Source organism: Microbacterium aoyamense, from assembly GCF_023155855.1.
GTDB lineage: Bacteria > Actinomycetota > Actinomycetes > Actinomycetales > Microbacteriaceae > Microbacterium > Microbacterium aoyamense.
In genome coordinates this window covers 425,815-439,897 of the sequence record NZ_JAKNUT010000004.1, presented here as the reverse complement: position 1 = coordinate 439,897, position 14,083 = coordinate 425,815, and the positions used below count along the sequence as shown (strand labels likewise).

General features: G+C 68.6%; 12 protein-coding genes. All 12 read right to left on the bottom strand.

Annotation, left to right across the window (positions count from 1 at the left end):
* Positions 1-194 precede the first annotated feature (194 nt).
* The 12 genes from MA876_RS13400 to hisF all read right to left on the bottom strand — a co-directional run bounded on the left by MA876_RS13400 (position 195) and on the right by hisF (position 14,083).
* Positions 195-578 (bottom strand): SHOCT domain-containing protein, encoded by a 384-nt coding sequence (locus tag MA876_RS13400; protein ID WP_248150124.1) that lies wholly within the window; start codon positions 576-578, stop codon positions 195-197.
* A gap of 85 nt (positions 579-663) precedes the next feature.
* Positions 664-2,106: a pyruvate kinase gene (gene pyk, locus MA876_RS13395; RefSeq protein ID WP_248150121.1), complete on the bottom strand. Its 1,443-nt coding sequence runs from the start codon at positions 2,104-2,106 to the stop codon at positions 664-666.
* Between the two features lie 52 nt (positions 2,107-2,158).
* The gene (locus MA876_RS13390; protein ID WP_248150118.1) at positions 2,159-3,625 is read right to left on the bottom strand and encodes a glutamate synthase subunit beta; all 1,467 of its coding nucleotides are present in this window, start codon (positions 3,623-3,625) and stop codon (positions 2,159-2,161) included.
* Complete coding sequence (gene gltB, locus MA876_RS13385) at positions 3,618-8,180, bottom strand: glutamate synthase large subunit (protein ID WP_248150109.1); 4,563 nt, start codon at positions 8,178-8,180, stop codon at positions 3,618-3,620. The genes MA876_RS13390 and gltB overlap by 8 nt, the downstream gene beginning before the upstream one ends.
* Positions 8,181-8,273: 93 nt before the next feature.
* Positions 8,274-9,260 (bottom strand): prolipoprotein diacylglyceryl transferase, encoded by a 987-nt coding sequence (gene lgt / locus MA876_RS13380; protein WP_248150106.1) that lies wholly within the window; start codon positions 9,258-9,260, stop codon positions 8,274-8,276.
* A gap of 10 nt (positions 9,261-9,270) precedes the next feature.
* Positions 9,271-10,071, bottom strand: a complete 801-nt coding sequence (gene trpA, locus MA876_RS13375; protein WP_248150103.1) for a tryptophan synthase subunit alpha — start codon at positions 10,069-10,071, stop codon at positions 9,271-9,273.
* Positions 10,068-11,324, bottom strand: coding sequence for a tryptophan synthase subunit beta (gene trpB / locus MA876_RS13370; protein ID WP_308221662.1), 1,257 nt, complete (start codon positions 11,322-11,324; stop codon positions 10,068-10,070). Before trpB ends, trpA begins: the two co-directional genes overlap by 4 nt.
* Positions 11,321-12,097, bottom strand: a complete 777-nt coding sequence (trpC, locus tag MA876_RS13365; protein ID WP_248150101.1) for an indole-3-glycerol phosphate synthase TrpC — start codon at positions 12,095-12,097, stop codon at positions 11,321-11,323. Before trpC ends, trpB begins: the two co-directional genes overlap by 4 nt.
* Position 12,098: 1 nt before the next feature.
* Positions 12,099-12,329 carry a DUF6704 family protein gene (locus tag MA876_RS13360; protein WP_248150099.1) on the bottom strand — a complete coding sequence of 77 codons (231 nt, stop codon included), beginning with the start codon at positions 12,327-12,329 and terminating at the stop codon, positions 12,099-12,101.
* A 28-nt stretch (positions 12,330-12,357) separates the two neighbouring features.
* Entirely contained in the window at positions 12,358-12,957 is a 600-nt protein-coding gene (locus MA876_RS13355) for a Trp biosynthesis-associated membrane protein (protein WP_248150097.1), read from the bottom strand.
* The gene (gene hisI / locus MA876_RS13350; protein WP_248150095.1) at positions 12,954-13,313 is read right to left on the bottom strand and encodes a phosphoribosyl-AMP cyclohydrolase; all 360 of its coding nucleotides are present in this window, start codon (positions 13,311-13,313) and stop codon (positions 12,954-12,956) included. Before hisI ends, MA876_RS13355 begins: the two co-directional genes overlap by 4 nt.
* A complete protein-coding gene (hisF, locus tag MA876_RS13345; RefSeq protein WP_248150093.1) occupies positions 13,310-14,083 on the bottom strand; it encodes an imidazole glycerol phosphate synthase subunit HisF in 774 nt (257 codons plus the stop codon). Before hisF ends, hisI begins: the two co-directional genes overlap by 4 nt.

Genomic DNA, 14,083 nt, shown 5'->3' with positions numbered 1-14,083 from the left:
CGCCGATGCCGCCATCGAACTCAACGGCCGCCCACGCAAAACGCTCGGCTGGGAAACCCCAGCCGAGCGTTTCGCTGCTTTACTTCAGACCTAACCCCGTGTTGCGACGATCCCTAGAAACCGCCGATAGCGGGGCCCTTCGCTCCTGCAGACGGGCGCGGCTCGCTCGGGGCCGACACTGCGCGGATAGCGCGTCAGGCGCCGAAGTACTGGTTGCCCAGCGCCTTGCTCTTGAGCGCGTCGAACTCGCCCTGCGAGATGGTGCCGGCATCCAGCAGCGCCTTCGCCTTCGCGATGTCGTCGGACGGACTCGCGGACGCGGCCGGACGATAGTCGTCGGACTCCGCGACGATTCCGCGCCGGGCGCCGGCGCGTTCTGCCATGCCCTTCCCTCGAGCGATGAGGTAGACGAGCGCGGTCAGGAACGGCACGAACACGAGGAAGATGATCCATACGGCCTTCCACCAGCCCGAGAGCTTCTCGTCGCGGAAGAGGTCGGTGATGATCAGCACGACGACGTAGATGTAGGCGGCGATGTAGAAGAACCACAGCATCAGCCAGAACGCGTCCCAGATCATCGATCACCCTCTCGGTCGCATCGGCAACATGCACGACGGCCGCGCTCAGCATAGCGAGCGCGGCCGTCGTGACGACAGATCCGAACTACTCCCGGTAGATCGGCGCCTTGCCGTGGACGGCGTCGCCGATCTTGTGGATGCGGATGTCGTTCGTCGAGCCGATGATCCCGGGAGGGGATCCCGAGATGACGACGACCTTGTCACCGACCTTCGCGAGATCGTTCGAGAGGAAGAAGTCGTCGACCTGGATGAACATGCGGTCGGTGTGTGCGACGTGCTCGACGAGCGTCGACTGCACGCCCCACGTGAGCGCCATGCGGCGCCGGATGGCGGGCTCGGCCGCGAACGCGTACATGGGAATCTTGGGGCGCAGGCGCGACATGCGGCGGGCCGTGTCGCCCGACTCCGTGAAGATGCACAGCGCCTTGGCTTCGACGAAGTCCGCGACCTCGTTGGCGGCGAGAGTGATGGCGCCGCCCTGCGTGCGGGGCTTGGTCGTGAGCGGCTGGATGCGCTCGAGACCGTGGTCCTCGGTGGATGCGATGATGCGCGCCATCGTCTCGACGACGACGACGGGGTACTTGCCGACGCTCGTCTCGCCCGAGAGCATGACGGCATCAGCGCCGTCGAGCACGGCGTTGGCGACGTCGCTCGTCTCGGCGCGGGTGGGGACGGGGTTCTCGATCATCGACTCGAGCATCTGCGTCGCCACGATGACGGGCTTGGCCATGCGGCGGCAGAGTTCGACGGCGCGCTTCTGCACGATCGGCACGGCTTCGAGCGGCAGTTCGACGCCGAGGTCGCCGCGGGCGACCATGATGCCGTCGAAGGCGTCGATGATCTCCTCGAGGTGATCGACGGCCTGCGGCTTCTCGATCTTGGCGATGACCGGGACGTGGCGTCCCTCTTCGGCCATGATGACGTGCACGCGCTGGACGTCCTTCGCGTCGCGCACGAACGAGAGCGCGATGAGGTCGCACCCGGCCTGCAGACCCCAGCGGAGATCGGCCTCGTCCTTCTCGGACAGCGCAGGGACGTTCACCGCGACCCCGGGCAGGTTGATGCCCTTGTTGTTGGAGACCGGACCGGCCACGATGACCTTGGTCGTGACGACCGGACCGTCGACGCTCTCGACCTGGACGCGCACCTTGCCGTCGTCGATGAGGAGGAAGTCCCCCGGCTTGACGTCGTCGGGCAGACCCTTGAACGTCGTCGAGACGATCTCCTTCGTGCCGGGAACGTCCTCGGCGGTGATCTTGAAGATGTCTCCGACGGCGAGATCGTGAGGACCGTCGGTGAACTTGCCGAGCCGGATCTTCGGCCCCTGAAGGTCGACGAGGATCGCGACGGGCCGACCCGCGTCATCCGCCGCCTTGCGCACGTTCGCGAAGTTGTTGTCGTGAACCGAGTAGTCCCCGTGGCTCAGGTTGAACCGGGCGACATCGACGCCCGCATCGATGATCGCGCGGACCATCTCATACGACGATGTTGCGGGTCCCAGTGTGGCGACGATCTTGGCGCGTCTCATCCGTGTCTTTCTTGGTGGGGGTGCATTTGTTGGCAGAGGAGCCGATTTCAGCCTACGCGGGCTGCAGGCCGATCGCGAGGTCCGTCGGACGAACGGGAGACGGCAGCTGGGTTTCGCCCATGAGGTAGGCGTCGACGCTCGCTGCGACCGCGCGGCCCTCGGCGATGGCCCACACGATGAGCGACTGGCCGCGCCCGGCGTCGCCGGCGACGAAGACGCCCGGTGCGGTCGTCTGGTAGTCGTCCTCACGCTGCACATTGCCGCGCGCGGTGAACCGGGTGTCCAGCTGCTCTTCGAGGAGCGCGCGCTCGGGACCGGTGAAGCCCATCGCGATGAGAACGAGGTCAGCGGGGATCTCGCGCTCGGTGCCGCTCTTGGGGACGCGTCGGCCGTCGACGAACTCGGTCTCGGCGACGCGGAGTGCGCGCACCTCGCCCGCGTCGTTGCCGAGGAACTCGACCGTCGAGGCGAGATAGGACCGTTCGCCGCCCTCTTCGTGCGCCGAGGAGACCTCGAACAGCAACGGCGACATGGGCCACGGCTGGTGGTCGGGACGCTCCCCCGGCGGCCGCTTGCCGATCGCGAGGTTGGTGACGCTCAGCGCGCCGTGACGGTGGGCCGTGCCGATGCAGTCGGCTCCGGTGTCACCGCCGCCGATGACGACGACGTGCTTGCCCTCGGCCGAGATCTGGTTGGGGACGCTGTCACCCGCCACCGCGTGGTTCGACTCGATGAGGTACTCCATCGCGAAGTGCACACCCGCCAGGTCGCGACCGGGGATCGGCAGCTCGCGCGGGACCGTGGCGCCCGTGGCGACCACGACGGCGTCGTAGCGGGAGCGCAGGTCATCCCATGAGATGTCGGTGCCGATCTCGACGCCGGCACGGAACCGGGTGCCTTCGTCCTGCATCTGACGCAGGCGCGCGTCGATGTGGCGCTTCTCCATCTTGAAGTCCGGGATGCCGTAGCGCAGCAGCCCGCCGATGCGGTCGTCCCGCTCGAAGACGGCGACCGTGTGACCGGCGCGCGTCAGCTGCTGGGCCGCGGCCAGCCCGGCGGGGCCTGAGCCCACGACGGCGACCGTCTTGCCGGTGAGCCGCCCCGGGGGCTCGGGCTCGATCCATCCACTTCCGAACGCCTCGTCGGCGATCGACACCTCGATCTGCTTGATCGTGACGGCGGGCTGGTTGATGCCGAGCACGCACGAGCTCTCGCACGGCGCAGGGCAGAGCCGGCCCGTGAACTCCGGGAAGTTGTTCGTCGCGTGCAGGCGCTCGCTCGCCGCGCGACCTTCGCCACGCCACGTGAGATCGTTCCACTCCGGGATCAGGTTGCCGAGCGGACAGCCTTTGTGGCAGAACGGCACGCCGCAGTCCATACAGCGGCCCGCCTGGCGACGGAGGACGGCCGAGTCGCCCGGCTCGTAGACCTCTTTCCAGTCCATGATGCGCACGGGCACCGGGCGGCGAGCGGGGAGCTCGCGCTCGGTGACCTTGAGAAAGCCCTTCGGGTCAGCCACCCGTCACCTCCAGAATGCGGTTCCAGACGACGTCGCCGTCGGGGTCGAGTCCCTCTGCGACGGCGGTCTGCCGCGTCTGCAGGACGGCCGCGTAGTCGCGCGGCAGGACGCGGACGAAGTTCTCGATCTCGTCGTCGAAGTCTGCGAGAAGGGATGCTGCGAGCGTCGAGTCCGTCTCGGACACGTGCTGCGTGAGCAGATCCCGCAGGATCTCGGCATCCCCCGACCCGAGCGGGCCGAGTTCGAGCTCGCCGTTCTTGAGCGCCTCGCGGTTGACCAGAGCCTCGTCGAGCTTGTAGACGTAAGCCGTACCGCCCGACATTCCGGCGCCGAGGTTGCGACCCGTGCGGCCGAGGATGACGGCGAGCCCGCCGGTCATGTACTCGAGCGCGTGGTCACCCACACCCTCGACGACCGCCGTCGCTCCCGAGTTGCGGACGAAGAACCGCTCGCCGACGACGCCGGACAGGAACATGGTGCCCTGCGTCGCGCCGTAGCCGATGACATTGCCCGCGATGACGTTCTCGGAGGCGTCGAAGGATGCCGCGCGCGGCGGCCGCACGACGATCTGGCCCCCCGACAGGCCCTTGCCGACGTAGTCGTTCGAGTCGCCCTCGAGGCGCAGGGTGATGCCCGCGGGCATGAACGCCCCGAAGGACTGACCGGCCGAGCCCGTGAGGTTGACCTCGATCGAACCGGAGCGCAGCCCGTTCGCGCCGTGCGCGCGCGTCACGTGGTGCCCGAGGAGCGTCCCGACGGCACGCGCCGTGTTCCGCACCGGCAGGTCGATCGAGATGTGACCGCCGTCGGCGAGCACACCTCCTGCCTGCTCGATGATCTGGATGTCGAAGTGCTCGTCGAGCTCGTGGTCCTGCGCACGGATGTTGCGGCGCATCTCGTCGTCGCCGAACTGCGGGCCCTCGAGGATCGGAGCGAGATCCATCCCGCTCGCCTTCCAGTGCTCGACGGCGCCGTCGACGTCGAGCAGGTCGTTGCGACCGATGATCTCGTCGAGCGTGCGGTAGCCGAGTTCCGCCAGGATCTCGCGCACCTCTTCGGCGATGAACTCCATGAAGTTCACGACGAACTCCGGCTTGCCGTTGAAGCGCTCGCGCAGCACGGGGTTCTGCGTCGCGACGCCCACGGGGCAGGTGTCGAGGTGGCAGACGCGCATCATGATGCAGCCCGAGACCACGAGCGGCGCCGTCGCGAAGCCGAACTCCTCGGCGCCCAGCAGCGCGCCGATGATGACGTCGCGTCCGGTCTTGAGCTGACCGTCGACCTGCACGACGACGCGGTCGCGCATGCCGTTGAGCATGAGCGTCTGCTGCGTCTCAGCGAGGCCGAGCTCCCACGGTGTACCCGCGTGCTTGAGCGAGTTGAGCGGGCTCGCGCCCGTGCCGCCGTCGTGACCGGAGACGAGGATGACGTCGGCCAGCGCCTTCGCGGTGCCCGCGGCCACCGCACCGATGCCCGACTGACTCACGAGCTTGACGTGGATCCGTGCGCTCGGGTTCGCCCGCTTCAGGTCGAAGATCAGCTGCTTGAGGTCTTCGATCGAGTAGATGTCGTGGTGAGGCGGCGGCGAGACCAGCCCGACGCCGGCGGTCGAATGCCGGGTACGCGCGATCCACGGATAGACCTTGGTCGACATGAGCTGACCGCCCTCGCCGGGCTTCGCGCCCTGAGCGAGCTTGATCTGGATGTCGTCGGCCTCGGTCAGGTAGAGGCTCGTCACGCCGAAGCGCCCCGACGCGACCTGTTTGATCGCGCTGCGGCGGGCGGGGTCGAGCAGGCGCTCGACGTCTTCGCCGCCCTCGCCCGTGTTCGACTTCGCGCCGATGGAGTTCATCGCGATCGCGAGCGTTTCGTGCGCATCGCGCGAGATCGAGCCGTAGCTCATCGCGCCCGTCGAGAACCGCTTGACGATCGCCGAGACGGACTCGACCTCGTCGATGGGTACGGCAGGCCGCTGACCCGTCTTGAGCCGGAAGAGCCCGCGCAGGGTCTTCAGCTCGTGTGCCTGGTCGTCGACGAGCTTCGTGTACTCGCGGAAGATGTCGTACCGGCGCGTGCGCGTCGAGTGCTGCAGACGGAACACGGTGTCGGGGTTGAACAGGTGGGGCGATCCATCGCGGCGCCACTGGTACTCGCCGCCGGTCCACAGCCGCTCGTGCGCGCGCACCGCGGCATCCTCCGGGTACGCGTACTCGTGCCGACGGGCGTTCTCGGCCGCGATGACGTCGAGCCCCACTCCCCCGAGCTTGGACTCCGTGCCGGTGAAGTAGGTCGAGATGAACTCGTCCGACAGCCCCACGGCTTCGAACACCTGTGCGCCGGCGTACGACGAGACGGTCGAGATGCCCATCTTGGACATGATCTTCAGCACGCCCTTGCCGAGCGCGTAGATGAGGTTCTTGACGGCCTTCTCGGGCGTGATGCCCGTGATGTAGCCGGCACGGACGAGGTACTCGACGGTCTCCATCGCGAGGTACGGGTTGACCGCCGATGCCCCGTAGCCGATGAGGGTCGCGACGTGATGAACTTCGCGCACGTCCCCGGCCTCGACGACGAGGCCCACGCGCATGCGCGTCTCGTTGCGGATGAGGTGGTGGTGCACGGCTGCGAGCATGAGCAGCGACGGGATGGGCGCGAGGTCCTTGTTCGAGTCGCGGTCGCTCAGCACGATGAACTCCGCGCCGTCTTCGATCGCGTGATCGACCTCTTTGCACATCTGCGCGAGGCGCTTGTTCATGCCCTTCGCGCCCGACTCGACGCGATAGAGCCCGCGGATCGTGACGGACGAGCGGCCGGGCAGCGCGGTGTGGATGTGCTGGATCTTGGCGAGTTCGTCGTTGTCGATGACGGGGAAGTCGAGCGCCACGCTGCGCGTGTGCTCGGGCCCCCACGCGAGCAGGTTGCGTTCGGGGCCGAGGCCCAGCGCGAGCGACGTGACGACCTCTTCGCGGATCGAGTCCAGCGGTGGGTTGGTCACCTGGGCGAACTGCTGCGTGAAGTAGTCGAACAGCAGCCGCGGGCGCTCACTGAGGACGGCGACGGGCGTGTCCGAGCCCATCGCACCGAGCGGTTCGGCACCGTTCTGACCCATTGGGGTGAGGAGGATCTTGACCTCTTCCTCGGTGTAGCCGAAAGTGCGCTGACGGCGCGTGATCGAGGCGATGGGATGCACGATGTGCTCGCGCTCGGGAAGGTCCGCGAGGCGCACGCGCCCGGCATCCAGCCACTCCTGCCACGGGTGCAGGGTCGCGAGGTCGCGCTTGATCTCGTCGTCCTCGATGATGCGGCCCTGCGCCGTGTCGACGAGGAACATGCGGCCCGGGCGCAGGCGTCCGCGGCGCTTGATGCGTTCGGGGGCGAAATCGAGCACGCCCGTCTCACTGCCGATCACGACGATGCCGTCGGTCGTCTCGGTCCATCGGCCCGGGCGCAGGCCGTTGCGGTCGAGCGTGGCGCCCACGAGCGTGCCGTCGGTGAAGATCAGCGCGGCGGGGCCGTCCCACGGCTCCATCTGCATCGAGTGGAAGTCGTAGAACGCGCGCAGCTCGGGATCGATGTCGGCCTGCTTCTCGTAGGCCTCGGGAACCATCATCATGATCGCGTGGGGCAGGCTGCGGCCCGTCAGCGTGAGGAGCTCGAGGACCTCGTCGAAGGATGCCGAGTCGCTCGCGCCCTCGGTGCAGATGGGGAAGAGCGGACGGATGTCGCCGATCAGCTCGGATTCGAGCTGCGACTGGCGCGCGCGCATCCAGTTGCGGTTGCCGTTGACGGTGTTGATCTCGCCGTTGTGCGCGAGCATGCGAAGCGGCTGCGCGAGCGGCCACGACGGGAAGGTGTTCGTCGAGTAGCGGGAGTGCACCACGGCGAGCTCCGACGCGAAACGGTCGTCGGACAGATCGGGGTAGAACGGCTCGAGCTGCAGCGTCGTGACCATGCCCTTGTAGCCGAGCGTGCGGCTGGACAGCGAGACGAAGTACGCGTCGAGCTCGGTCCGCGCGCGCTTGCGCAGCCGGAAGGTGCGGCGATCGAGGGCGATCCCCTCGAGCTCGGCTGCGCTCGAGACGAACAGCTGCTCGAACACCGGACGAGCTGCGAACGCGAGCTTGCCGAGGTGGGCGTCGTCGGTGGGGACGACACGCCAGCCGAGGACGGTGAGGCCCTCGGATGCCGCGATCCGCTCGATACCGTCCTTCTGGGCTGCGCGGGCGTCGTCGTCCTGCGGCAGGAAGGCGAGACCGACCGCGTAGCGGCCGACGGCGGGCAGCTCGAACTCGACGACCGCGCGGAGGAAGGCATCCGGCATCTGCGTCAGGATGCCGGCACCGTCGCCCGTTCCGGCGTCCGACCCGATGGCACCGCGGTGCTCGAGGTTGCGCAGCGCCGTGAGAGCGAGGTCGATGATCTCGTGGCTCGCCTCGCCGCGGAGCGTCGCGACCATCGCGAGGCCGCAGGCATCCTTCTCGAAAGCGGGGTTGTACATGCCCTGCTTGGCGGGGAACGTCGCCAGGGTGGCGGCGCGAGGGGAGCGAGAAGCCATACCAACCGTCCTCACATGATCAGATCTGGATGGGACGACGTCGGCCCGTGCACATTGGGGAAAAGGGGCGCGCGCTGGGGGGAAGAGCGCGGCTTACTTCGTGGCGACTGTGCTTGTGGCGGTGCCTTCGGTGACTTCGTCGATCGGTGGTTCGCTGACATCGACGTAGTCCGCGTCCTGCGATTGTACCGTGCCCTTGGGCGTCCACTCGCGTCCGGGCTTGTAGGGCGACGGCTCGAGGCCCGGGTGGCGTCGCTTCTGCACGAAGAAGATGACGACGCCCACGATCACGCCGATGATCGCCGCCCACACGTTGGTGCGCAGCCCCAGGATGATGTCGCTCGGGTCGATGCGGATCGACTCCCACACGATGCGGCCCGCGCTGTACCAGACGAGGTAGATCGCGAACAGGCGGCCCCATTGCAGGCGGAACTTCCGGCCGATGTAGAGGAGGACGAGGACGCCGAGGAGGTTCCAGATCACTTCGTAGAGGAAGGTCGGGTGGAAGAGTGTTCCCTCGGGCAGACCCACGGGCCACGCCGCGTTCGGGTAGTCGATCTGCAGGCCCCACGGGAGATCTGTGGGCAGACCGTAGAGCTCCTGGTTGAACCAGTTGCCGAAACGACCCAGCGCCTGCGCGAGGAGGAGGCCGGGTGCGAGGGCGTCGGCGAACGTCCAGACCCGGATGCCCGTCCACTTGCAGCCGAGCCATGCGCCGATCGCACCGCCGATGAGCGACCCGTAGATCGCGATGCCGCCGTCCCAGACGTTCCAGATTGCGTCCTGCACGAACGGGTTCCACCACTCGCGGCCCTCGCCGAAGTAGAAGCCCGCGTGCGTGAACACGTGGTAAAGCCGCGCCACGATGATCGCGAGCGGCACCGCGATGAGCGAGATGTCGATGACGACCCACGGCTCGGCGCCGCGCTTCGTGAGACGGTGGTTGGTGAGCAGCACGGCGGCGATGATGCCGGCGATGATGCACAGCGCGTAGAAGTGGATCGTGAGCGGGCCGAGCTGGAAGGAGCTGATGGAAGGGCTCGGGATGCTGGCGACGACGCTCGCGGCGGAAGAAAGCATGAGTGCGAGTTTAGTTCCCGGACGCCGGGCCCGTGACCGTGCCCGCGGCAAGCGCGCGCGCCGTCTCGGCGAGCCCGTCGAGTCCGCCCTCCCGCAGGGCGCGGACGAGCGCCGTGCCGACGATCGCTCCGTCGGCGTAGTCGAGGACACCCGCGACCTGCTCGGCGTTCGAGATGCCGATGCCGACGCACGCGTGCTCGACGCCGTGATCGCGCAGGCGGGCGACGAGCGTGCGGGCCGCGGCATCCAGCTCCGCTCTCTCCCCCGTGATGCCCATCGTCGAGATGGTGTAGACGAAGCCGGTCGAGCTCTTGACGATGAGGTCGAGCCGTTCGTCGGTCGAGGTGGGCGCGGCGAGGAAGACGCGGTCGAGGCCCGTGCGCTTGCTGGCGGCGATCCAATCCTCAGCGGCCTCCGGGGTGATGTCGGGCGTGATGAGGCCCGCTCCCCCGGCCGCGAGAAGATCATCGGCGTAGCGGTCGACGCCGTACTGCAGCACCGGGTTGATGTACGTCATGACGAGGATCGGCACGTCGGTGCGCTTCGCGATCTCTCGCACGGCCGTGAACGTGTCGCGCAGCCGGAAGCCTCCCGCGAGCGCAGCCTGCGTCGCCTCCTGGATGACGGTGCCGTCCATGACGGGGTCGGAGTACGGCGGACCGAGTTCGAGGATGTCGGCACCGCTCTCGGCCAGCGTGACGGCCGCGTCGATGCTCGTCTGCAGGTCGGGGAATCCCAACGGCAGGTAGCCCACGAACGCGCCGCGGCCCTCGGACTTCGCGCGATCGATCGCGGCGGCGACGCGGCTCACAGCTCGGCTCCTTCACCATGGGCGGCGTCGACGTCGGGCGCGGGCGGCAGCGGCTCACGGTCGTACAGATCGAAGTAGCGTGCGGCGGTGTCCATGTCCTTGTCGCCGCGGCCGCTGAGGCACACGGCGAGGATCGCGTCGGGGCCCAGCTCGCGCCCGATCCGCATGGCACCCGCGAGGGCGTGGGCGGATTCCACAGCGGGGATGATGCCCTCGGTGCGCGAGAGCAGTCGGAGCGCCTGCATCGCCTCGTCGTCGGTCGCGGGGATGTAGTCCGCCCGCCCGATCGCGGCGAGCCAGGAGTGCTCGGGGCCGACGCCCGGGTAGTCGAGACCCGCCGAGATCGAGTGCGATTCGATCGTCTGGCCGTCCTCGTCCTGCAGGACGTATGTCTTCGCGCCGTGGAGCACTCCGACGCGGCCGCGTTCGATGGATGCCGCGTGCCGCTCGGTGTCGACACCGTCACCGGCGGCCTCGACGCCGTACAGCTTGACGCCCTCATCGTCGAGGAACGCGTCGAACATGCCGATCGCGTTCGAGCCGCCGCCGACGCACGCGAGGACCGCGTCTGGCAGGCGCCCGACCTCGTCGAGCAACTGCTGACGGGCTTCTTCTCCGATGACCTTCTGGAAATCGCGCACCATGGCCGGGAAGGGATGGGGTCCCGCCGCCGTGCCGAAGATGTAGTTCGTCGTCTCGACGCTCGCGACCCAGTCGCGGTAGGCGTCGTTGATGGCGTCCTTGAGCGTGCGCGAGCCCGTCGTGACCGGGATCACCTCGGCGCCCAGCAGCCGCATGCGGGCGACGTTGAGGGCCTGGCGCTCGGTGTCGACCTCGCCCATGTAGATCGTGCAGTCGAAGCCGAACAGGGCCGCGGCCGTCGCGGTCGCGACACCGTGCTGCCCCGCACCCGTCTCGGCGATGACGCGGGTCTTGCCGAGTCGTTTGGTGAGCAGCGCCTGCCCCAGGACGTTGTTGATCTTGTGCGAGCCGGTGTGGTTGAGGTCCTCGCGTTTGAGGAAGACCCGCGCTCCCCCGGCGTGCTCCGCGAACCGCGGCACCTCGGTGATGATCGACGGTCGCCCCGCGTACGTGTGCAGGAGGTGCACGAACTCGGCCTGGAACGCGGCATCCGCCTTCGCCGCTTCGTACTCTGCCGTCAGCTCGTCGATCGCGGCGATGAGCGATTCGGGCATGTAGCGCCCGCCGAAGTCGCCGAAGAAGGGGCCGGATGCCTCGCGGAGAAGAGTCACGACCCGGCCTCCAGGAACGCGTGCAGTGTGGACACGGGGTCGTTGGTCACGAGGGCCTCCCCCACGAGGACGACATCGGCGCCCGCGCTGCGGTAGTGGGTGACGTCGGCGGGGCTCAGCACGGCCGACTCGGCGATCTTGACGGCATCCGCCGGGATACGGTCCACGAGGCGACCGAACAGATCGCGATCGAGCGCGAAGGTCGAGAGATCCCGTGCGTTGACGCCGATCAGCTTCGCGCCCAGGTCGGCCGCGGTATCGACTTCGCTCGCCGAATGGGTCTCGACGAGGGGTGTCATGCCGAGTTCGAGCACGAGCTTGTGCAGCCGTGTCAGGACGGGCTGCGCGAGCGCCGCGACGATCAGCAGCACCAGGTCGGCGCCCGACGCGCGGGCCTCCAGCACCTGGTACTCGGTCGCGATGAAGTCCTTGCGCAGCACCGGCACATCGACCGCGGCCTTGACGGCCTCGAGGTCGGCGAGACTGCCCTTGAAACGACGGCCCTCGGTCAGCACCGAGATGGCTGACGCGCCGCCCTCCTGATACCGGAGAGCCTGGTGGGCAGGATCGGGGATGGATGCCAGGTCGCCGCGCGACGGACTCGCGCGCTTGACTTCGGCGATGATCTTGACGCGGTCAGCGGGAGCGAGCGCGGCGAGGGCATCGAGCGCGGGCGCCTGCGCGAGAGCAGCGCTCTCGACGACGGCTGTGGGCCGCTCGGCCGAGCGAGCCTCGGCATCCTCTACCGCGCCGGCCGTGAGGTCGGCGAGCACGTCAGTGCGCTTTCGGGGAGTACTTCGGTCCCTTGACGCCGTAGCCCGCCTTGGCCATGGCCCAGCCGACGATGGCTCCGACGACGAGCAGACCCGCGGATGCCCAGACGAGGACGGGCATGTCGAACCAGTAGAACAGCGTGCCCAGCGTGACGGCGACGAGCATGATCACGACAGCCGTCCAGGCGGCCGGGGAGTGTCCGTGGCCGGGGTCGCTGATGTCGTCGCTCATGGGTTCCTCCGAGTAGTCGCGGCTGCGGTCAGTCTAGCGGGCGGGCGGTCGGATCCTCGCCACGGGACAGGTCGTCCCAGTCGTCGATCGCGTCGTGAGGGCGGGATGCCGCGGGTGCGGTGGTCGCGGCATCCGTCGTGTACTTGCGTCCCGTGCTCTTCCAGCGGCGTGCCGTTGCGAGGATGAAGATCCCGACGACGAACAGCACGACCCAGGCGGCGTGCGTGATCGGCACCCAGGGGGTCGTCGAGACGCCTGCCACGAGCTCCGATACCGCATCGGCCCCGGAGATGCCGGTCGCCTCGGTGACTGTCGATGCGACGTGCCGGGTGTCGGGCGCGTAGACCTGGAAGGTCAGCACAGCGAGCACGGCCGCGATCAGCACCGTGAGCGCGCCGAAGATGTAGCGCAGCACGAGACCGGCGATCGAGAGCGCGGCGCCGAGCGCGAGAACGGCGAGGCTCAATGGAGCGAGGACGGGCACGGCGGCCGCCCCCGGCACCGCGAGCTGATGATGGATGCCGTCCTCGAGCAGCACGAAGATCCACGTCTGCGTCGACGAGATGATGCCGATCGCGCCCGCGAGCAGCGTCACGACGACCGAGAGGAGTCGCGCGCGCGCGATCACTCCGGCTCCCCCGCGATCGGGTCCAGGTCGTCGGCGTCGAAGCACGTGCGGTCGCCCGTGTGGCACGCCGCGCCGATCTGCTCGACCTGCACGAGGATCGCGTCGCCGTCGCAGTCCAGGCGCGCGCCGCGGACGTACTGCGCGTGACCGGAGGTGTCGCCCTTGCGCCAGTACTCCTGGCGGGACCGCGACCAGAAGGTCACGCGTCCCTCGGTCAGCGTGCGGCGGAGGGCCTCGGCATCCATCCATCCGAGCATCAGGACCTCGTGGGTGTCCCACTGCTGGATGATCGCCGCGACCAGCCCGTCGCTGTTGAACGCGACGCGCGCGATGCGGTCTTCGATCGACTCGCTCACGCCGCGACCTCGCGCACCGCGATGCCGTCGGCGGACATCGCGGCTTTGACGTCGCCGACGGTGAGCTGACCGGAGTGGAAGACGGATGCTGCGAGCACGGCATCCGCGCCCGCTTCGACCGCGGGGCCGAAGTCCGCGGCGGCACCGGCGCCGCCCGACGCGATGACCGGCACGCTCGAAACTTCGCGCATGAGGCGCACGAGCTCGAGATCGAATCCGGCCTTCGTGCCGTCGGCGTCGATCGAGTTGACGAGGAGCTCGCCCGCCCCGCGTTCGATCGCCTCGCGGGCCCAGTCCAGGGCGTCGAGCTCGGTCTCGGTGCGCCCGCCGTGCGTCGTCACGACGAATCCGGAGTGCGTCGCCGCGGAGCGCTTGACGTCGAGCGAGAGCACGAGCACCTGCGCACCGAAGCGGTCGGCGATCTCGTCGAGCAGATCCGGCCGTGCGATCGCGGCCGAGTTGACGCCGATCTTGTCGGCGCCGACCGAGAGCAGGCGCGCGACGTCCTCGGCCGAGCGGACTCCCCCGCCGACCGTGAGCGGGATGAAGACCTCTTCGGCCGTACGCCGGACGACCTCGTACGTCGTCGCGCGCTCATCGACCGTCGCCGTGACGTCGAGGAACGTCAGCTCGTCCGCACCCTGTCGGAAGTACTCGCGAGCGAGCTCGACCGGGTCGCCCATGTCGCGCAGGTTCTCGAAGTTGACGCCCTTCACGACGCGGCCGGCGGCGACGTCGAGGCACGGGATGACGCGGCAGACGAGTGCCAT

Coding starts and splice junctions, on each gene's coding strand:
- MA876_RS13400 (WP_248150124.1), bottom strand. CDS start 578: ATGATCTGGGACGCGTTCTGGCTGATGCTGTGGTTCTTCTACATCGCC.
- pyk (WP_248150121.1), bottom strand. CDS start 2,106: ATGAGACGCGCCAAGATCGTCGCCACACTGGGACCCGCAACATCGTCG.
- gltB (WP_248150109.1), bottom strand. CDS start 8,180: ATGGCTTCTCGCTCCCCTCGCGCCGCCACCCTGGCGACGTTCCCCGCC.
- lgt (WP_248150106.1), bottom strand. CDS start 9,260: ATGCTTTCTTCCGCCGCGAGCGTCGTCGCCAGCATCCCGAGCCCTTCC.
- MA876_RS13360 (WP_248150099.1), bottom strand. CDS start 12,329: ATGAGCGACGACATCAGCGACCCCGGCCACGGACACTCCCCGGCCGCC.
- hisF (WP_248150093.1), bottom strand. CDS start 14,083: ATGGCACTCGTCTGCCGCGTCATCCCGTGCCTCGACGTCGCCGCCGGC.